Origin of the sequence: Paraburkholderia sp. BCC1886, from assembly GCF_900996245.1 — a bacterium.
GTDB lineage: Bacteria > Pseudomonadota > Gammaproteobacteria > Burkholderiales > Burkholderiaceae > Paraburkholderia.
Genome location: NZ_CAAJGK010000074.1, coordinates 255,094 through 275,624, shown reverse-complemented (window position 1 = coordinate 275,624; position 20,531 = coordinate 255,094). Strand labels below are relative to the sequence as shown.

17 protein-coding genes are annotated in these 20,531 nt (G+C 62.8%); 16 read left to right on the top strand and 1 reads right to left on the bottom strand.

The window, feature by feature from the left end:
• Positions 1-48: 48 nt before the first annotated feature.
• The 14 genes from ispG (at position 49) to FQ746_RS25700 (ending at position 16,520) form a co-directional block, all read left to right on the top strand.
• Positions 49-1,380: a flavodoxin-dependent (E)-4-hydroxy-3-methylbut-2-enyl-diphosphate synthase gene (ispG, locus tag FQ746_RS25765; RefSeq protein ID WP_144112605.1), complete on the top strand. Its 1,332-nt coding sequence runs from the start codon at positions 49-51 to the stop codon at positions 1,378-1,380.
• Positions 1,381-1,399: 19 nt separating this feature from the next.
• Entirely contained in the window at positions 1,400-2,740 is a 1,341-nt protein-coding gene (gene hisS / locus FQ746_RS25760) for a histidine--tRNA ligase (RefSeq protein ID WP_144112604.1), read from the top strand.
• 66 nt (positions 2,741-2,806) lie between these two features.
• On the top strand, positions 2,807-3,436 hold the full coding sequence (locus FQ746_RS25755; RefSeq protein ID WP_144112603.1) for a tetratricopeptide repeat protein: 630 nt from the start codon (positions 2,807-2,809) through the stop codon (positions 3,434-3,436).
• A 75-nt stretch (positions 3,437-3,511) separates the two neighbouring features.
• Positions 3,512-4,657 (top strand): outer membrane protein assembly factor BamB, encoded by a 1,146-nt coding sequence (gene bamB / locus FQ746_RS25750; RefSeq protein ID WP_144112602.1) that lies wholly within the window; start codon positions 3,512-3,514, stop codon positions 4,655-4,657.
• Positions 4,658-5,155: 498 nt separating this feature from the next.
• A complete protein-coding gene (der, locus tag FQ746_RS25745; RefSeq protein WP_144112601.1) occupies positions 5,156-6,493 on the top strand; it encodes a ribosome biogenesis GTPase Der in 1,338 nt (445 codons plus the stop codon).
• Between the two features lie 143 nt (positions 6,494-6,636).
• The gene (gene hfq, locus FQ746_RS25740) at positions 6,637-6,873 is read left to right on the top strand and encodes an RNA chaperone Hfq (protein ID WP_006051315.1); all 237 of its coding nucleotides are present in this window, start codon (positions 6,637-6,639) and stop codon (positions 6,871-6,873) included.
• A 71-nt stretch (positions 6,874-6,944) separates the two neighbouring features.
• Positions 6,945-8,273 (top strand): GTPase HflX, encoded by a 1,329-nt coding sequence (hflX, locus tag FQ746_RS25735; protein WP_409932433.1) that lies wholly within the window; start codon positions 6,945-6,947, stop codon positions 8,271-8,273.
• Positions 8,274-8,322: 49 nt separating this feature from the next.
• Positions 8,323-9,768 carry an FtsH protease activity modulator HflK gene (gene hflK / locus FQ746_RS25730; protein WP_144112600.1) on the top strand — a complete coding sequence of 482 codons (1,446 nt, stop codon included), beginning with the start codon at positions 8,323-8,325 and terminating at the stop codon, positions 9,766-9,768.
• Positions 9,769-9,780: 12 nt separating this feature from the next.
• Positions 9,781-10,683: a protease modulator HflC gene (gene hflC / locus FQ746_RS25725; RefSeq protein ID WP_144112599.1), complete on the top strand. Its 903-nt coding sequence runs from the start codon at positions 9,781-9,783 to the stop codon at positions 10,681-10,683.
• A 44-nt stretch (positions 10,684-10,727) separates the two neighbouring features.
• Positions 10,728-10,919, top strand: a complete 192-nt coding sequence (locus FQ746_RS25720) for a DUF2065 domain-containing protein (protein WP_144112598.1) — start codon at positions 10,728-10,730, stop codon at positions 10,917-10,919.
• Between the two features lie 129 nt (positions 10,920-11,048).
• Positions 11,049-12,200: an ATP phosphoribosyltransferase regulatory subunit gene (locus FQ746_RS25715; protein WP_144112597.1), complete on the top strand. Its 1,152-nt coding sequence runs from the start codon at positions 11,049-11,051 to the stop codon at positions 12,198-12,200.
• Positions 12,201-12,426: 226 nt separating this feature from the next.
• Positions 12,427-13,773, top strand: coding sequence for an adenylosuccinate synthase (locus FQ746_RS25710; protein ID WP_144112596.1), 1,347 nt, complete (start codon positions 12,427-12,429; stop codon positions 13,771-13,773).
• 3 nt (positions 13,774-13,776) lie between these two features.
• Positions 13,777-14,367: a phosphoribosyltransferase gene (locus FQ746_RS25705; protein WP_144112595.1), complete on the top strand. Its 591-nt coding sequence runs from the start codon at positions 13,777-13,779 to the stop codon at positions 14,365-14,367.
• 266 nt (positions 14,368-14,633) lie between these two features.
• Positions 14,634-16,520 carry a potassium transporter Kup gene (locus FQ746_RS25700; protein WP_144112594.1) on the top strand — a complete coding sequence of 629 codons (1,887 nt, stop codon included), beginning with the start codon at positions 14,634-14,636 and terminating at the stop codon, positions 16,518-16,520.
• 72 nt (positions 16,521-16,592) lie between these two features.
• Here the strand turns inward: FQ746_RS25700 and FQ746_RS25695 are convergent, their stop codons facing one another.
• Positions 16,593-18,947: a Tex family protein gene (locus FQ746_RS25695; protein ID WP_144112593.1), complete on the bottom strand. Its 2,355-nt coding sequence runs from the start codon at positions 18,945-18,947 to the stop codon at positions 16,593-16,595.
• A gap of 266 nt (positions 18,948-19,213) precedes the next feature.
• Between FQ746_RS25695 and FQ746_RS25690 the strand changes: the two genes are divergently transcribed.
• Both FQ746_RS25690 and FQ746_RS25685 read left to right on the top strand, forming a co-directional pair.
• Positions 19,214-20,092, top strand: coding sequence for a hypothetical protein (locus tag FQ746_RS25690; RefSeq protein ID WP_144112592.1), 879 nt, complete (start codon positions 19,214-19,216; stop codon positions 20,090-20,092).
• Positions 20,093-20,253: 161 nt separating this feature from the next.
• Complete coding sequence (locus FQ746_RS25685; RefSeq protein ID WP_144112591.1) at positions 20,254-20,472, top strand: DUF465 domain-containing protein; 219 nt, start codon at positions 20,254-20,256, stop codon at positions 20,470-20,472.
• Positions 20,473-20,531: the final 59 nt, after the last annotated feature.

Genomic DNA, 20,531 nt, shown 5'->3' with positions numbered 1-20,531 from the left:
CGCTTTTTCAATTCAGGCGCTACGGCTCGTGTAGCGCGTGCGGCGTAAATGGGTTTTTCGATGCAATCCGAAGCTCAATCCCAATCCAGTAGCAAGATCGTTTCGACCGAACCGGTGTTCGGCGGCCACGCAACGCGGCGTCGCTCGCATGCAGTCGACGTCCGTTGGGGCGGCCAGCTCGTCACGATCGGCGGCGATGCGCCCGTGCGCATCCAGTCGATGACCAACACTGATACCGCGGACGCGATCGGCACGGCAATCCAGATCAAGGAACTCGCGCAAGCCGGTTCGGAACTGGTGCGTATCACGGTCAACACGCCGGAGGCGGCCGCGGCCGTGCCGGCGGTGCGCGAGCAGCTCGACCGCATGGGCGTTTCCGTGCCGCTGGTCGGCGATTTCCACTACAACGGCCATCTGCTGCTGCGCGACTATCCGGCATGCGCCGAGTCGCTGTCGAAGTACCGGATCAACCCGGGCAACGTCGGCCACGGCGCGAAGCGCGACACGCAGTTCGCGCAGATGATCGAAGCGGCCGCGCGGTATGACAAGCCGGTGCGCATCGGCGTGAACTGGGGCAGTCTCGACCAGGACCTGCTCGCGAAAATGATGGACGAGAACGCGGCCCGCAGCACGCCGTGGGAAGCACAAAGCGTAATGTACGAAGCGCTGATCCAGTCGGCCATCGGCTCCGCGGAACGTGCGGTCGAAATCGGTCTGCCGCGCAACAAGATCATTCTGTCGTGCAAGGTCAGCGGCGTGCAGGACCTGATCGCCGTGTACCGCGAACTGGCGCGGCGTTGCGACTTCGCGCTGCATCTCGGGCTGACCGAGGCGGGCATGGGATCGAAAGGCATCGTCGCGTCGACGGCCGCGTTGTCGGTGCTGCTGCAGGAAGGGATCGGCGACACCATCCGTATTTCGCTCACGCCGGAACCAGGCGCGTCGCGTACCGGCGAAGTGATCGTCGGCCAGGAAATCCTGCAGACCATGGGGCTGCGTTCGTTCACCCCGATGGTGATCGCATGTCCCGGTTGCGGCCGGACCACCAGCACGCTGTTCCAGGAACTGGCCTCGCAAATCCAGACCTATCTGCGCACGCAAATGCCGGTTTGGCGCGACCAGTACCCCGGCGTCGAAAAAATGCACGTCGCGGTCATGGGCTGCATCGTCAACGGACCGGGCGAATCCAAGCAGGCGAACATCGGCATCAGCTTGCCGGGTTCGGGCGAGAATCCCGCCGCGCCGGTGTTCATCGACGGCGAAAAAGTGAAGACGCTGCGCGGCGAGAACATCGCGCAGGAATTCCAGCAGATCGTCAGCGACTACGTCGAGCGCAGCTACGGCCGCGCCAAGGCCGACAACGCCGAAGCAATCAACTAAATACCGTCGACCAAGACAGATGAACGAACAGAAGAAAAAGCTCGAAAAGTTGTCCGGCGTGAAGGGCATGAACGACATCCTTCCGCAGGACGCCGGGCTGTGGGAATTTTTTGAAGCGACCGTGAAGTCGATGGTGCGTTCGTACGGATATCAAAACGTCCGTACTCCAATCGTCGAACACACGCAGTTGTTCAAGCGCGGTATCGGCGAAGTGACCGACATCGTCGAAAAAGAGATGTACAGCTTCACCGACGCATTGAACGGCGAAAACCTGACCATGCGACCGGAAAACACGGCCGCTGTCGTGCGCGCCGCGATCGAACACAACATGCTGTACGACGGCCCGAAGCGCCTGTGGTACATCGGCCCGATGTTCCGTCACGAGCGTCCGCAGCGCGGCCGGTATCGTCAGTTTCATCAGGTCGGTGTCGAAGCGCTGGGTTTTGCCGGTCCCGACACGGACGCTGAAATCATCATGATGTGCCAGCGTTTGTGGGACGACCTGGGTCTGTTCGGCATCAAGCTCGAACTGAACTCGCTCGGCCACGCCAGCGAACGCGCGGCGCACCGGGTCGAACTGATCGCTTACCTAGAAAAGCACATGGACGTGCTCGACGAAGAAGCAAAGCGGCGTCTGTACACGAACCCGCTGCGCGTGCTGGACACGAAAAATCCGGCCATGCAGGAAGTCGCGCAGAACGCCCCCAGGCTGATCGATTTTCTCGGCGAAGAATCGCGTGCTCACTTCGAAGGTCTGCAGCGCATTCTGAAGGCGAACAACATTCCGTTCACGATCAACCCGCGTCTGGTGCGCGGTCTGGATTATTACAACCTGACCGTGTTCGAGTGGGTGACCGACAAGCTCGGCGCACAGGGAACGGTGGCGGCCGGCGGTCGCTACGATCCGTTGATCGAACAGCTCGGCGGCAAGCCGACCGGCGCATGTGGGTGGGCGATGGGCGTCGAGCGCATTCTCGAACTGCTGAAAGAAGACGACCTCGTGCCGGAAGACGAAGGCTGCGACGTGTATGTCGTCCATCAGGGCGACGCCGCGCGCGAGCAGGCGTTCATCATTGCCGAGCGTCTGCGTGACACGGGTCTCGACGTCATCCTGCATTGCAGCGCCGACGGCCAGACGGCCAGCTTCAAGTCGCAGATGAAACGTGCCGACGCGAGCGGCGCCGCATTCGCGGTGGTGCTCGGCGAAGACGAGATCGCCAACGGCACGGTTGGCGTCAAGGCATTGCGCGACACCAATTCTAACGGCGGTAAAAGCGAGCAACAAAACGTGCCCGCCGAAGACTTGACCGAATTTCTAATCAATGCGATGGTTGCAACCGCCGAAGATGGCGACGACTGATCGCGATGTCGTCGAGCCTGCTGGTTCGACACGCACACGTATCAAGAAAGAGGAAATCGCCGGGCGATGAGTTACCACGACGAACAAGAATCGATTGAAAGTTTGAAGGCATGGTGGACGCAGTGGGGTAATTCGACCACGTGGATCGTGCTGATAGCGCTAGTGGCCGCAGCCGGCTGGAACGGCTGGAATTACTGGCAGCGGCATCAGGCCGCGGAAGCCGCGGTTCTGTACGATCAGGTCCAGCAAGCGGTGGCATCGGGCGATAAAGCGAAGATCACGCGCGCCGCCACCGACATGGAAGACAAGTTCAGCAGCACCGCCTATGCGCAGATGAGCGCGCTCGGCGCCGCCAAGGCGCTGTATACCGCAGGTGACGAACCCGCGGCGAAGGCCCAGTTGCAATGGACCATCGATCACGCAAAAGACGACGAGTACAAGCAGATCGCGAAGCTGCGCATGGCGTCGCTGCTGCTCGACGACAAGGCTTATGACCAGGGTCTGGCCTTGCTCGCCGAACCGCAGTCGGACGCTTTCAAGGGGCTCGTGGCCAATGGCCGCGGTGACCTGCTCGCCGCACAAGGCAAACGTGACGACGCGCGCACGGCTTACAAGCTCGCGCTCGATTCGCTGTCGAAAGACGATAGCTCGGCACGTCAGTTGATCCAGTTCAAGCTGGACGCGCTGGGCGGCTGAACGCCGCGTGCAGTGCGCCGCCTGCAACGACCAACTGCTCTTTTTTAATCCATTTCCTGAATGCTGCGTCCACCGATGAATCTGCTGAAACGTTACGCTGTGCCCGTTGCCTGTGCGATGACCGTGCTCACCCTGGCGGCTTGCTCATCCACGAAAGACGACCGCCGCGTGCCGACGCCGCTCACCGAGTTCAAACCCGTACTCGATGTTCAGCAGGCCTGGAAGTCGAGCGTGGGCAAGGCAGGTCGCTATCTGTTCTCGCCGGTGGCCGTGGGCGATGCCATCTACGCCGCGGGCGCGAACGGCTCGGTGGCGAAGATCGATGCGCAAACCGGTAAGGACATCTGGCGCGTCAAGCTGCACGACGACCTGTCGGCGGGTGTCGGCAGCGACGGTACGCTGGCGGCGGTCGGCGGCCTGAAGGGCGATGTGTACGTGCTCGGCGCGGACGGCAAGCAGTTGTGGACCGCCAAGGCGCCGGGCGAAATCATCTCGCCGCCGCTGGTCGGCAACGGTCTGGTGGTGGTGCGCACGGTCGACGGTCAGATCGTGGCGTTCAACGCGCAAACCGGCGAGCAGAAGTGGAACTATCGTAACCGCGCAGTGCCGCTGAATCTGCGTGTGTCCTCGGGCATGACGTTCGCCGGCGATGCCGCCGTGCTGGCCGGTTTTCCGGGCGGCGCATTCTCTGCCATCAATCTGCAAACGGGCGATAGCTACTGGCAAACGCCGGTGTCGTATCCGAAAGGCGTGACGGAAGTGGAGCGCATCAACGACGTGACTGGTCCGCCCACGCTGGTCGGCTCGGAAACCTGCGCGGTGACGTTCCAGGGACAAATTGGCTGCTTCGACGCGAACTCGGGTCGCGCGCTGTGGGAACAGGCGTTCTCGAGCGCAAGCGGTCTCGCGCAGGACGACCGGGTGGTCGTGGCAGCAGATGACTGGTCGGTGGTCTCGGCGTTCGACGAGAACAGCGGCGCACCGCTGTGGAAGAACGACAAGCTCAAGAACCGCGAACTCGGCGTCCCCTATCTATTGGGTCACGCCGCTGTGTTCGGCGACTATCAGGGCTATGTGCACTTCCTGTCGCGCGACGACGGTACCCTGGTGGCACGCGTGAAGACCGACGGCAGCGCGATCAGCGCGGCGCCGGTGCTGGCCGGCGAGACGCTGGTCGTACAAACGCGTGACGGCGACCTGTACGGTTATCGTCCGCGCTGAATGTGAGAGTTGTTTGACGGTCGCTGGATGACCGTCGGGCGCGCAGGCCGGCTTCGCCGGCCATGCGCGTTTCTGTAGGACTGGAGGATAAGTAAAAAAGCTCCGCCGGACTGGCTGGTCCGGCAGGTCGGGAAAACGGCCTCATCATGTGGTCCAGCGTGGTCCCGCGTGGGCCAGCATGTGGCCCAGCGGTGGCGCTTGCTGCGCCACCTTCGGCGTCGCCTGCATCGCTAGCTGCGGCGCTTTTCGCGTCGCTAATGCAGAGAGCCTTGTTCGAACGGGCGCGTGCGTCGCCTGGCAGCATACTTCGTTGCCGGCGGCCCTGAAGCGCCGTCCTATCAGCCAAACCCCCGTCCGCCCGGGTGCGCATATCGACAGCGCGTCCGGGGCCGGCCGAATTCGTGATAATTTGCGTCAAACGCTGCCGTGTAGCGGCCGCATGGCGTCGCTACGCGGCGGTCGATCGTCGATCCCGCGTTTCACCGTGAACAACATCTGATGAAACCCGTTATTGCCCTGGTTGGGCGCCCCAATGTGGGGAAATCCACGCTATTCAACCGGCTCACGCGTACGCGCGATGCGCTGGTTGCCGACTTGCCCGGTCTCACCCGCGATCGTCACTACGGCGAAGGCCGCGCCGGTGAGCGCCCGTATCTGGTCGTCGATACCGGCGGCTTCGAGCCGGTCGCGAAAGACGGCATCCTGCACGAGATGGCGCGTCAAACGCGCCAGGCGGTCGAAGAGTCGGACGTCGTCGTGTTCATCGTCGACGGTCGCAACGGACTGGCGCCACAAGACAAGACGATCGCCGATTATCTGCGCAAGGTCGGCCGGCCGATCTTCCTCGTGGTCAACAAGGCGGAGGGCATGAAGTACAGCATGGTCGCCGCCGACTTCTACGAACTCGGACTCGGCGACCCGCGTGCAATTTCCGCGGCGCACGGCGACGGCGTCACCGAAATGATCAACGAGGCGCTCGGCGTCGCCTATGCCGGTCAGCCGGAAGAGGCCGACGACGAAAAAGCGGCGCGCGGCGTCAAGATCGCCATCGTCGGTCGCCCGAACGTCGGCAAGTCGACGCTGATCAATGCGCTGGTCGGCGAAGAGCGCGTGATCGCGTTCGACATGCCGGGCACCACGCGCGATTCGATCTACGTCGACTTCGAGCGTCAAGGCAAGCCGTACACGCTGATCGACACTGCCGGTTTGCGTCGGCGCGGCAAGGTGTTCGAAGCGATCGAGAAATTCTCGGTGGTCAAAACGCTGCAGTCGATTTCCGATGCGAACGTGGTGATCCTGCTGCTCGACGCACGTCAGGATATTTCGGAGCAGGACGCGCATATCGCCGGCTTCGTGGTGGAGCAGGGACGTGCACTAGTTGTTGGCGTGAACAAATGGGACGGTCTCGACCCGCATGTGCGCGAGCGCACGAAAGCGGACCTCGAGCGCAAACTAAAATTTCTCGACTTCGCCAAGTTCCACTTCATTTCCGCTGCGGAAAAAACCGGAATTGGTCCGTTGATGCGCTCGGTCGACGACGCTTACGCGGCTGCGATGGCGAAGTTGCCGACGCCCAAACTCACACGTGCACTGATCGATGCGGTCGAGTTCCAGCAACCGCGTCGACGTGGTCCGGTACGTCCGAAATTGCGCTATGCGCACCAGGGTGGACAGAACCCGCCGATCATCGTGATTCACGGTAACGCGCTCGACGCGATCACCGAAACGTACAAACGCTACCTCGAAAACCGCTTCAGGGAAACTTTCAAGCTGATCGGGACTCCATTGCGCATAGAGTTCAGATCGTCGACGAACCCTTACGCGGATAAAGGCTGAAACCCGCGTGGATGCTGGGTTTGGGTGCCATGCCCCGGCCCTCGCCCAAAAATGAAAATCGGCTATAGTGTAGCGGTTGATGGCGGATTTCTTTTTCTTCGTCGTCAATTCAGTCAACCTGCAAAAAAAATACGGAGTTTGCTATGAGCAACAAAGGGCAATTGTTACAAGACCCGTTTTTGAACGCACTGCGTAAAGAGCATGTGCCGGTGTCGATCTACCTGGTCAACGGCATCAAGCTTCAAGGGAACATCGAATCGTTCGACCAGTACGTCGTGTTGCTCCGGAATACGGTCACCCAGATGGTCTACAAGCACGCCATTTCAACGGTCGTGCCGGCCCGTCCAGTGAATTTCCACCCGGATTCCGAACAGTCCTAACCCCTGTCGCGGCCGGCAAATCGTCGCCCGTTGGCGATTACTCCGGCCGCCTTATTTTGATACCCTCCAATTTGATCAATGCAGCGCTTGTCGGCATCGACTTCGGTAAGATCGATTTCGAAGCCAGTCTCGAAGAACTCAGTCTGCTCGCGCAAAGCGCGGGCGCGAATCCCATAGTCACCCTCACCGGGCGTCGTTCCAGTCCGGACGCGAAGATGTTCGTCGGCAGCGGTAAAGCCGAAGAGCTACGTCTCGCATGCGAGGCGAACGACATCGAACTCGTCATTTTCAATCACGCTCTGGCACCTGCGCAGCAGCGCAATCTGGAGCAGGCGCTTAACCGCCGCGTGATCGATCGCACCAGCCTCATCCTCGATATTTTTGCGCAACGCGCCCGCAGCCATGAAGGCAAGCTGCAGGTCGAACTTGCGCAACTGCAGTATCTGTCCACGCGACTTATCCGCGCATGGACTCACCTCGAGCGGCAAAAAGGCGGTATCGGTTTGCGCGGCCCGGGTGAAACGCAGCTTGAAACCGACCGTCGCCTGATCGGCGAGCGCATCAAGGCGCTCAAGATCCGGCTCGACAAATTGCGGCGTCAGCATGGCACGCAGCGTCGTCAACGCTCGCGCAATCAGACCATGTCGGTGTCGCTCGTCGGCTATACGAACGCGGGCAAATCGACGCTGTTCAACGCACTGACCAAAGCGCAGGCCTATGCCGCGGACCAACTGTTCGCCACGCTCGACACCACTTCGCGACGCGTCTATCTCGGCGACGAAGCAGGGCAGGTGGTCGTGTCCGATACGGTCGGGTTTATCCGCGAGCTGCCTCACCAACTGGTCGCGGCCTTCCGTGCCACGCTCGAAGAAACCATTCACGCCGATCTGCTGCTGCACGTGGTCGACGCGTCGAGCGCCGTGCGTCTCGATCAGATCGATCAGGTGAACGAGGTGTTGCACGCCATCGGCGCGGACAACATACGGCAGGTGCTGGTGTTCAACAAGATCGACGCGGTGCCTGAGTTGGCGGCTCGGGGTGAGGCGGTCGAGCGGGATGAGTATGGTAATATTTCGCGCGTCTTTTTGAGCGCGCGCACGGGACAAGGGCTGGACACATTGCGCGCAGCCATCGCTGAAATCGCTACTGCCGAACCTCTTTCCGATTTCGAGTCCGATCCCAGGTTCGAGTCCGATCCCGTGTCCGGGTTCGAGTCCGGTTCCGGGTCTGGTTCCGGGTCTGGGTCCGATGCGGATTCCGATCCCCAGGTCGATCCGCTGGAAGATGCCCGCGAGGAACACCTCGGGCAAGACCCGGAAGAAAGCCTGGAGCAGGACCTGGAAGAAGACCGGTCGGCGGCACCGCACGACGACCACAAGGTCACAGAACCCGGGCATTGACCCGCTCCCATTGCACTGACCCGCTGTCTACTCTGGTGAACGAACACAGGTGAACGATTACAACGAGCGGAGTATCTGGCTGCGCATGCGCGCCATGCTTTCACTGAACGATCCGCGTTGGGGCCGGGGCGACGGCAATGGCGACCGGCAACGGCCCAACGAGCCCAAACGTCCTCCCAAAGAAGGCGAAGGTCCGCCCGATCTCGACGAGATGTGGCGCGACTTCAATCGTCGTTTGAGCCGGCTGGTCGGCCGCAAGGGCGGTGGCGGCACGAGCGGCGGCCGTCCCGACAACGGGCGCGGCGCGCGTATCGGTGTGGGTATCGTCATCGGCGTGCTGGTCGCCATCTATCTCGGCAGTGGTGTGTTCGTCGTGCAGGATGGTCAGGCCGCGGTCGTCATGCAATTCGGCCAGTATCGTTACACCGCGGGTCAGGGTGTGCACTGGCGTCTGCCGTATCCGTTCGAAGCGCACGAGCTCGTCAACGTCGGTCAGATCCGTCAGATCGAAGTGGGCCGCAACAACGTGGTGCGTCTCGCCAACGTCAAGGACGCGTCGATGCTCACGCACGACGCCGACATCGTCGACGTCCGTTTCGCCGTGCAGTACCAGGTGAAGCAGCCGACCGACTATCTGTTCCATACCGTCGACCCCGACCAGAGCGTTGCGCAGGCCGCGCAGGCGGCGGTGCGCGGCATCGTCGGTACGCAGAGCGCGAACGACGTGCTCTATGAGGATCGCGAAGCGATTCGCCAGCAACTCATCACGTCGATCCAGCAATCGCTCGATCAGTATCAATCCGGTCTTGCCGTCACGGGCGTGACGATCGAAAGCGTGCAGGTGCCGGCTCAGGTGCAGGCAGCCTTCGACGACGCCGCCAAAGTCCGTCAGGAAAACGAGCGCGCGAAACACGACGCGCAGGCGTATGCGGCGGATCTGCTGCCGCGCGCGCAGGCCGACGTGGCGCGTCAGATCGACGCAGCAAAGACCTATAGCGACAAGACCGTCGCGCAGGCGCAAGGCGACGCCGATCGCTTCAAGCAGGTCTACGCGCAGTACGCAAAGGCGCCTGCTGTGATCCGCGAGCGCATGTATCTGGAAACCATGCAGCAGATCTATTCGAATACGACCAAGGTGTTTGTGGACAGCAAGAACGGCAACAACGTGCTGTATCTGCCGCTCGACAAGCTGGTCGAACAGACGCGTCAGCGCGTGGCCGATGCCGCTTCGGCAGCTTCGGGTGCTTCGTCCGCCGCGAGTGCGTCGGGCGCCTCGGGTGCATCGACGTCTAGCGCCACGACGCCTCCAGCCACGATTTCGCCCGACCCGCAATCGGCAGGCGCGGCCAACACGGCCAACACGGCCAACGCGCCCGCGCCGCTCGCCTCCGCGCCGGCCACCGCTTCACCCGCCAGCCAGGCGGCCGCCAGCAGCGACGCGCTGCGTTCCCGCGATGCCTTCCGCAGCCGTATGCGTGAAGACGACGTTCAATAAGGAGCGCACATCATGAACAAGATCATTGCGCTCGTCGTCGCCGTCGTTATCGTGCTGTTCGCTGCGGCGTCGACGGTATTCGTCGTCGACCAGCGGCATCTGGCCGTGCTGTCGTCGCGCGGCGACACCGCGCCGACGGTGCTGAGTCCCGGCCTGCACGTCAAACTGCCGCCACCGCTGCAAACCCTCACGCTGGTCGACAGCCGCATCCAGTCGCTCGACGCGCCGGACGAAGACCGTTACGTCACGTCCGACAAAATCGACGTGCTGGCCAATCCGGTCGTCAAATACCGCGTGACCGATCCGCTGAAACTGCTGGCGCAAACCAGGGGCGACGTGCAGAGTTTGCCCGAACGTCTCGCGCTGCTGTCGCGCAGCGCACTCGGCGACGCGTTCGGCAAGCTGACGCTCGCCGATGCGCTCGCGAAGCAGCAGGCCGTCGCCGACGAAGCGCGCGTCACGATGAACCAGGCCGCGGCTTCGCTGGGCGTGTCTATCGTGGACCTGCAGCTGACGCGGCTGGATTTCCCGGCGTCGATGGCCGACACGGTGTACAAGCGGATGATCGCCGAGCGCCAGCAGGTTGCCGCCGACGAACGCGCTAAAGGCACCGCCGAAGCCGACAGGATCAAGGCCGATGCGCTCGGCCAGCAGCAGGCGATTCTTGCCGACGGCTATCGTCAGGCGCAGACCATCAAGGGCGAGGCCGATGCGAAGTCGGCGGAAATCGCCGCCGATGCGTACAACGCCGACCCGCAGTTCTACCAGTTCTACGAAAGCATGCAGGCCTACCGGAACACGTTCAAGCCGGGCGACGTCATCGTGGTCGATCCTGGCAGCGAGTTCTTCCGCTTCATGCGCAGCCCGACCGGCGGCGCCGCGCCGGACGCTCCCGCGGTTGCGCGCAAACACTGATAACCGGAACGCCGCGGCATCCGTATCGCGGCGTCTTCAATCGCATGAATATAGCCGGCCCGTTACTGCTCGCGATCGCGCTGATGTTGATCATCGAAGGCATGTTTCCCTTCGTGTTTCCCAGCGCCTGGCGCGACACGTTCCGTAAAATAGCGGAGCGGCCCCCGCATCAGATTCGCGTCGGCGGCCTGATCGTGATGGTGCTCGGGCTGATTCTGCTGTTCATCGTGACCTGAGCAGCGCCTGATATGCGCACTGGCCCGTGAGCGAGCGTCGTCGTCCGCCACGATCGAGCCGCCGCCCGCCATTCACATTCACTTACCGGCGCACCCAGACGCCGTGTTCAACGCCGTAGGACTGTATCGATGTCGACCTGGTTACTCCCCGAGAACATTGCCGACGTGCTGCCGTCGGAAGCGCGCAAGATCGAAGAGTTGCGCCGTCGTCTGCTGGACCGTTTCCGTTCGTACGGATACGAGATGGTGATGCCGCCGCTGCTCGAGTACATCGAGTCGTTGCTCACCGGCGGCGGTCACGATCTGAACCTGCGCACGTTCAAGCTGGTCGATCAGCTCTCCGGCCGCACGCTCGGTCTGCGCGCCGACATCACGCCGCAGGTCGCGCGTATCGATGCTCACCTGCTGAACCGCCAGGGCGTCACGCGCCTCTGCTATGCGGGCAACGTGCTGCACACGCGTCCGCGTGGACTGCATGCGACGCGCGAGCAGATTCAGATCGGCGCGGAAATCTACGGCCATGCCGGGCTCGAAGCCGACCTGGAAATCCAGCAACTGATGCTCGACGCGTTGCGTCTGGCCGGCCTCGCGAAAGTGCGGCTCGACCTGTGTCACGCCGGCGTGCTGGCTGCGCTGATCGACGCCGAGCCGGCCGCTGCGGCACTGGGGCAGTCGCTGTACGACGCGCTTGCGGGCAAGGACGTGCCGCGTCTCGTCGAACTGACGGCGGCGCTGACGCCGCTCACACGCGACGCGTTACGCGCGCTGCCGTCGCTGTACGGCGACGCGAGCGTGCTCGACGAAGCGCGCACCCGTCTGCCGAACACGCCCGCCATTGCGCGCGCGCTCGACGATCTCGCCTTCCTCGCGAGTCAGGTGGACGGCGCCGAAGTGATGATCGACCTCGCCGATCTGCGCGGCTATGCGTATCACAGCGGCGTGATGTTCTCGGCGTACGTGGACGGCGTACCGAATGCAGTGGCGCGCGGCGGCCGTTACGACCATGTCGGCCAGGCTTACGGCCGTGCACGTGCGGCAACGGGCTTCTCGCTCGACTTGCGGGAAGTCGCGCGCATTTCGCCGGTCGAGGCGCGCAGCAGCGCGATCCTCGCACCGTGGCAGCACGACGACGCATTGCGCGTGAGCGTCGCTGCCTTGCGCGATGCCGGCGAAGTGGTGATCCAGGCATTGCCTGGCCACGAGCACGATCTCGACGAGTTCGCCTTCGACCGCGTGTTGGTCGAGCGCAACGGTGCATGGGTCGTCGAATCGCGTTCGTAAGAACGCCTACGCTGCGCTTTCATCGGCACGTCGAAGCAGCTTGCTTCGCGTAGTCGGGCGGCTGTGCAATCGGCTGTGCACTCAGTAGCATCTCGCGGCGCGGCATACTGCCGCGCTCATTTCCCTAGTCCCATCAAGACGTGCATACCGTTGAGCGGAAACGTAAAAATTCGGAAGCTTTCGCGAACCTAGGTAGAATACGTTTTTAACCAGCTTACGAAACAACATGTCTGCCAGCGCAGTGAATGTGAACCCCGGGCGTAACGTCGTCGTCGTGGGGACCCAATGGGGTGATGAGGGCAAGGGCAAGATCGTCGACTGGCTGACGGACCACGCCCAAGGCGTCGTTCGCTTCCAGGGCGGTCACAACGCCGGTCACACGCTTATCATCGGCGGCAAGAAAACCATCTTGCGTCTGATCCCGTCGGGCATCATGCATCCCGGCGTCGCGTGCTACATCGGTAATGGCGTCGTGTTGTCGCCGGAAGCACTCTTCAAGGAAATCGGCGAGCTCGAAGCCGCCGGAGTCGACGTCCAGAATCGCCTCTTCATTTCCGAAGCCACCACCCTGATTCTCCCGTACCACATCGCCATCGACCAGGGCCGCGAAGCGCGCCGTGGCGCGGGCAAGATCGGTACGACCGGCCGCGGTATCGGCCCGGCTTACGAAGACAAGGTCGCGCGTCGCGGTCTGCGCGTGCAGGACCTGTTCGAGCCGGAAGTGTTCGCCGAACGTCTGCGTGAAAACCTCGACTATCACAACTTCGTGCTCACGCAATACCTGGGCGTCGCCGCAGTCGACTTCCAGCAAACGCTCGACACGATGCTGAGCTACGCCGACCGTCTGAAGCCGATGGTCACCGACGTGTCGCGCCGTCTGTACGACGCGAACGCCGCGGGCAGCAACCTGCTGTTCGAAGGCGCGCAAGGCACGCTGCTCGACATCGACCACGGTACGTACCCGTTCGTCACGTCGAGCAACTGCGTGGCCGGTGCGGCCACCGCGGGCGCGGGCGTCGGTCCGCAAAAGCTGAACTACATTCTCGGCATTACGAAGGCGTATTGCACGCGCGTCGGTTCGGGCCCATTCCCGAGCGAACTGTACGACGCCGACAACGCCGCCCGTCAGGAAGCCATCGGCCTCGAACTGGCCACCGTCGGCAAGGAATTCGGCTCGGTAACCGGCCGTCCGCGTCGCACCGGCTGGCTCGACGTGGCAGCGCTGCGTCGCTCGATCCAGATCAACGGCGTGTCGGGTCTGTGCATGACCAAGCTGGACGTGCTCGACGGTCTCGACGAAGTGAAGCTGTGCGTGGGTTACACGGTCGACGGCCAGGCGGTCGATCTGCTGCCGCGCGGTTCGTCCGAAGTGGCGCGTTGCGTGCCGGTGTACGAGACCTTCGCGGGCTGGAAGGAAAGCACCGTCGGCATCAAGGAATGGGACAAGCTGCCGGCCAATGCGCGTGCGTATCTGTCGCGCGTGCAGGAAGTGGCGGGCATTCCGATCGACATGGTGTCCACCGGTCCGGATCGCGACGAGACCATCCTGCTGCGTCATCCGTTCAAGGTTTAAGCCATGGTGCAAGGTGTACCCATGATTGCGATGAAAGACCCGCGCAACGACGACAAGAACCTGTGGGTGGGCTGGGACGAGTATCACCGTCTCATCGAACTGCTGGCGTTGCAGGTGCACGAGTCGGGCTGGAAGTTCGACAAGATCCTGTGCCTCGCGCGCGGCGGTCTGCGGGTCGGCGACCAGCTGTCGCGCATTTACGATCTGCCGCTGGCAATTCTCGCCACCAGCTCCTACCGTGAAGCGGCCGGCACGGAGCAGGGCGCGCTCGACATCGCGCAATACATCACGATGACGCGCGGCGAGTTGCAAGGCAACGTGTTGCTGGTCGACGACCTGGTCGATTCCGGCGTGACACTCGCTCGCGTGCAGCAGCACTTGAAGGAGCGCTATCCGGCCATTACGGCGGTGCGCTCGGCGGTGCTCTGGTACAAGGGCTGCTCGAAGGTGAAGCCCGACTATCACGTGCAGTTCCTGCCGACCAATCCGTGGATTCACCAGCCGTTCGAGGAGTGGGACACGGTGCGTCCGCATAACCTCGGCGCGTGGATCAAGCGCGGTACGGCGCAAGCGCAGGAATCGTCGGGACAGTAATGTCGCTCCTGACGGCATGCGTAGTGGCGTTCGGCCAGCGCAGTGCATGGAAGACGAAGAGACGGAGTCCATAAGGCTCCGTTTTTTTTCGTCCGTTTTTCGCGGCGCATCATGCATTCGGGCCATGCAGCAGACGTGCCCAAATCGCAGTGCTACACTGCGCGGACCATCCACGTGGTGTATCCACAACAAGCCGGGCGGCGCTAGACGGGCAGTTTAGAATAGCGGTCGTTTTTTCCGCTCCGGGAACGGATTTCCTCGCGTCTATGACAGATAAAAATCACGAGCACAAGCAGCCTCTGCCTTCCCTTGCGATCGCCGCAATCGGAGTGGTGTTCGGCGATATCGGTACGAGTCCGTTGTACTCGCTCAAAGAGGCTTTCAGCCCGTCGCATGGCATTCCCCTGACCGATCAGTCCATCCTCGGCGTGATCTCGCTGCTGTTCTGGGCGATCGTGATCGTGGTGGGCGTCAAGTACGTGCTGTTCGTGATGCGTGCGGACAACAACGGCGAGGGCGGTGTGCTCGCGCTCATGGCGCTGGCGCTGCGCTCGCTCGACGAGAAGTCGAAAATGGCCGGCGTACTGGTGATGCTCGGTATTTTCGGCGCCTGCATGTTCTACGGCGACGCGGTCATCACGCCGGCCATCTCGGTGATCTCGGCGGTCGAAGGTCTGGAGATCGCCGCGCCCCATCTATCGCATCTGGTGCTGCCGCTGACCATGGTGATCCTCGTGCTGCTGTTCTGGATCCAGCGGCACGGCACGGCGATGGTCGGCCGGCTGTTCGGACCGATCATGGTGCTGTGGTTCGTGGTGCTGGCCGTGCTCGGACTGTGGCATATCGTGCAGTCGCCCGGCGTGATCCGCGCGTTGAATCCGTACTATGCGTACAGCTTCATGGCAGCGCACGTGTTGCAGGCTTACGTGGTGCTGGGTTCGGTCGTGCTGGTGCTGACCGGCGCCGAAGCGCTCTACGCCGACATGGGCCACTTCGGCGCGAAGCCGATCCGGATGGCGTGGTATGTGCTCGTCATGCCCTCGCTGGTGCTCAACTATTTCGGCCAGGGCGCGTTGCTGATGCACGACCCGAAGGCCATCGAAAATCCGTTCTTCCTGCTGGCTCCGTCATGGGCGCTGTTGCCGCTCGTCGTGCTCTCGACCGTGGCCACCGTGATCGCGTCGCAAGCCGTCATCTCCGGCGCTTACTCGCTGACGAGTCAGGCCATCCAGCTCGGCTACGTGCCGCGTATGAAAATCCTGCACACGTCGGAACTGGCGATCGGGCAGATCTACGTGCCGGTCGTCAACTGGATGCTGCTGTTCATCATCCTGTGCATCGTGCTCGCGTTCAAGAGTTCGGATAATCTCGCGGCCGCGTACGGTATCGCGGTGACGGCCACAATGGTCATCACGACGATTCTCGCCTGCGTGGTGATGGTCAACGTGTGGAACTGGAACAAGTTCGCGGTCGCGCTCATCATCGGCGTCTTCATGGCGGTCGATTTAGGTTTCTTCGGCGCGAACCTGCTCAAGGTGGCGGAGGGCGGCTGGCTGCCGCTCGGTATCGGCGCGCTGCTGTTCTTCCTGCTGATGACCTGGTTCAAAGGCCGGATGATCGTCAAGGAACGCACGGCCGCCGACGGTATTCCGCTCATGCCGTTCCTGCAAGGACTGCTCGCGCATCCGCCGCATCGCGTGTCGGGCACGGCCATCTATCTGACGGGCAGCGACTCGCTGGTGCCGGTGAGCTTGCTGCACAACCTGAAGCACAACAAGGTGCTGCACGAGCGCACCATCTTCCTGACCTTCGTCACACGCGATATTCCATACGTGCACGACGCCGAGCGCGTGACGGTCAAGAATATCGACGGTGGTCTGTATCTCGTGAAGGCTGCGTACGGGTTCAACGAAACGCCGGACGTGAAGGCCGTACTGCTCGAAGTCGGCCGCACGCAGGACATGACGTTCGAGCTGATGGACACGTCGTTCTTCCTCGCGCGCGAGACGGTGGTGCCGACGCAATTGCCGGGCATGTCGGTGTGGCGTGAGCGCGTGTTCGCGTGGATGCACCAGAACGCCGCGAAGCCGACCGACTTCTTCAGTATTCCGGCCAATCGGGTGGTTGAACTGGGGACGAAGATCGAAATCTGACGTTCGAGATGTCGATGGATGAAAAAAAGCCCACGCTAACTGCAGCGTGGGCTTTTTTGCTGGGCGGTCGCCTTATTTCTGCTTGAGCTTCGCAAAGGCCGCGGCCATCGCGCCGCCGGCTTCCGGCTCGCGCGAACGCTGCGGCGACGCACCGCGTCCACCACCCGCACCGCCGCGATTGAAGCCGCCACGATCCTGCTGGGCGCCGCCACCGCTGCGCGGCGCGGCCGCTGCACCGACCTCGTCGGCGAGCCGCATGGTGAGCGCAATACGCTGACGCTTCACGTCGACTTCGAGCACCTTCACCTTGACGATCTGACCGGCCTTCACGACTTCGTGCGGGTCCTTGATGAACTTGGTCGACATTGCCGACACGTGCACCAGACCGTCCTGATGCACGCCGATATCGATGAACGCGCCGAAGGCCGCGACGTTCGTGACCACGCCTTCGAGCAGCATGCCAGGTGTCAGGTCGCTGACCTTTTCGACGCCTTCGCGGAACGTCGCCGTCTTGAACTCAGGACGCGGATCGCGGCCCGGTTTTTCGAGCTCGAGCAGAATATCGCGCACGGTGGGCAGCCCGAAGCGATCGTCGACGAATTCAGCCGGCGACAACCCGCGCAACGCGTCGCGATTGCCGAGCACTTCGGCGACCTGCTTGCTGATCTTCGCGAGCATGCGCTCGACGACCGGGTACGCTTCCGGGTGCACGGACGAGCGGTCCAGCGGATTCTCGCCGTTGTTGATACGCAGAAAACCGGCGGCCTGTTCGAAGGTCTTGTCGCCCAGTCGCGGCACCTTGCGCAGATGCTCGCGCGACGGGAACGGACCGTTCGCATCGCGATAGTCGACGATATTGCGCGCGAGCGTCGCATTCAGACCCGACACGCGCGCGAGCAGCGCGACCGACGCCGTGTTCGCGTCCACGCCGACCGCATTCACACAGTCCTCGACGACCGCGTCGAGCGAGCGGGCGAGTTCGCGCTGATTGACGTCGTGCTGATACTGACCGACACCGATCGCCTTCGGCTCGATCTTCACGAGTTCGGCGAGCGGGTCCTGCAGACGGCGCGCGATCGACACGGCGCCGCGCAACGACACGTCCATATCGGGGAATTCCTTCGCCGCCAGTTCGGACGCCGAATACACCGACGCGCCGGCTTCGGACACCACGATCTTCTGCAGCTTGAATTCCGGATGACGCGCGATCAGCTCGCTCGCCAGCTTGTCCGTTTCGCGCGAGGCCGTGCCGTTGCCGATGCTGATCAACTCGGCCTGCGTCTGCGCGCAAATGCGCGCGAGTTTCGCGATGGAGCCGTCCCAGTCGCGACGCGGTTCGTGCGGATAGATCACGTCGGTGGCGAGCACCTTGCCCGTGCGATCGACCACCGCGACTTTCACGCCGGTACGCATGCCGGGATCGAGACCGATGACCGCTTTCGGGCCCGCCGGCGCGGCCAGCAACAGGTCCTTCAGATTGCGTGCGAACACGCGGATCGCTTCGTGTTCGGCTTCGTCGCGCAGATTGGTCAGCAACTCGTTTTCGATATGCGGCTGCACCTTCACGCGCCAGCACCAGCGGCATGCGTCGGAGAGCCACTTGTCGGCGGGGCGGTTCTGACTGGCGATGCCGAAGTGGCGCGCGATCATCGCTTCGCCCGGATGCGGCACCTGCGCGTCGAGTTCTTCGCCGAGGCCGAGCTTGACCATCAGCACGCCGGCATTGCGGCCGCGAAACAGCGCCAGCGCGCGATGCGACGGTACGGTTCTGATGGTCTCGGCGTAGTCGTAGTAATCGCGGAATTTTTCTTCTTCGGCGTTTTCCTTGCCTTCCACCACTTTGGACGACACCACGCCCTGATTGAACAGATACTCGCGCAGCTTGCCCAGCAGGTCGGCGGTTTCGCCGAACTGCTCGGACAGGATGTCGCGTGCACCGTCGAGCGCGGCCTTCACGTCGGCCACGCCTTTTTCGGCGTCGACGTAGGCGGCGGCTTCGGTTTGCGGATCGAGCAGCGGGTTGGCCAGCAACGCGTCGGCGAGCGGCTGCAAGCCGGCTTCGCGGGCGATCTGCGCGCGCGTGCGGCGCTTCGGCTTGTAGGGGAGATACAGGTCTTCGAGCACCTGTTTGCTCTGCGCGGCTTCGATCGCGCTGCGCAATTCGTCGGTGAGCTTGCCCTGCTCGTCGATGCTCGCGACGATCGCGGCGCGCCGGTCTTCCAGTTCGCGCAGATACAGCAGACGCTCTTCGAGATTGCGCAGTTGCGTATCGTCGAGATTGTCGGTCACTTCCTTACGGTAGCGGGCGATGAACGGAACAGTCGCTCCTTCGTCGAGAAGTTGTACCGCGGCCGCGACCTGGCGCGGCTGGACGGACAGTTCGGCGGCGATGCGCTGTACGATCTTGAGTGCTACGTTTTCCGTCATAAGCTCTTGATGTTCCTGCGGACCCGAAGGCCGCGCGATCCGGATGTGCCCGAGCGGGCGGCGTTTGCCTGGGTGCCTGCGATGCCGGTGGCGGCTGGCGGCCAGGTGGCTGGAGCGGGGCATTTTGCCATAAATGCCAAAGGGCTCAACCGCAGGGTGATAGAATTTCGGGCATGTTCCGTTGACCGTCCAAGACGTTGCCCACCTCCTTGTCTACCTTGCCTGCCTTGTCTTCGAATCGCCTGCTCAGCTGCCTCGTCTCTCGTGTGAGTTCGTCGTCTATCGTGCTTGCGGCGCTTGCAGGATTCGCCGTGTCGGGGCCGGCGGGAGCGCAGACCAGCGCGCCGGCTTCGGCCGTTCCGGTGACTCAGTCGGTGGATTCGACAGTCGCGCCCGATCCGCAAAACCCGGCGAATGCAGCGGCGCTGGACCACAGTTTCGACGAGCGGCAAAAGACGCTCGATCAACGCAGCGAAGACAACAACTACCGCTACGGCGTCGCGCAGCACGACTGCTACAGCAAATTCCTGGTGAATCACTGCCTGGGTAAGGCACGCGACCAGATGCGCACCGAGCAGGCCGATATCCGCAAGGAGCAACTTGCGCTGGACGGCGAGCAGCGTGCGCAACGGGCTCGCGAACGCGACCAGCAGGCCGCGATCAAACGCGCTCAGGACGAAGCCGGCGCACCGCAGCGCGCCGCCGACGACGCGCGTAATACGCAGACCTACCAGGACAAGCAGCGCCAGCATCAGATCGATCAGGCGCAGCGCGCCGCGGAAGCGCCGCAGCGCAGCGCCAATGCGCAGAGCTATCAGGACAAGCAGCGTCAGCATGCGCTGGATCAGGCGCAGCGCGGCATCAGCCCGTCGCAGGCGGCGGCGAACACCAAGGCCTACGATCAGAAGCAGGACGACTTCCAGCAGAAACTGAACGAAGCGCGTGCACAGGGTGCGCAAAAAGCGCAGCAGCGCGTCGAGAAGCAGCAGAGTTTCGAGAAGAAGCAGACCGACGCGGCACAGCATAAATCCGACGTCGAAGCGCGGCAGAAGCAGGCCGCCGAGAAGGCCGAGCAGAAGCGGCAAGACGATCTGAAGCAGCAGCAACAGCTCGAAGAACAGAAGAAGCAGGCGGATCAGCAGTAACCCCTGCACGCGCACGGCGGGCAACCGGGGAGCACGGCGCTTCCCTGCAGTCTGCCCGCGGCGCAGGTAGTATCGGATTGGCCGTCACGCGTTTCAAGCCGGACAGCAACCTCAGGCGAAGGCAGCTTATGCTGCCCAGCCACCGACGAGAGGAGGCGAGCATGCGCGATCAGCATCATGTCATCAACGCGGACACACTTCGCGACCGGATTCTGCAACTGGAATCGGAGCATAGTGGACTCGATCGTCTGATCGACCGAATGTCGGACGAGCCCGGCATCGACGACTTCGAGTTACAGCGCCTGAAAAAGCGCAAACTCAAAGTCAAGGACACCATCATCTTGCTGCAGTTGCAGCTCGAACCGGACATACGCGCCTGAGTTCGCGGCCTGGCAGGCGCCGGGCGCGCGCCGCGCGAGCCGGACTTTGCAGGAAACGC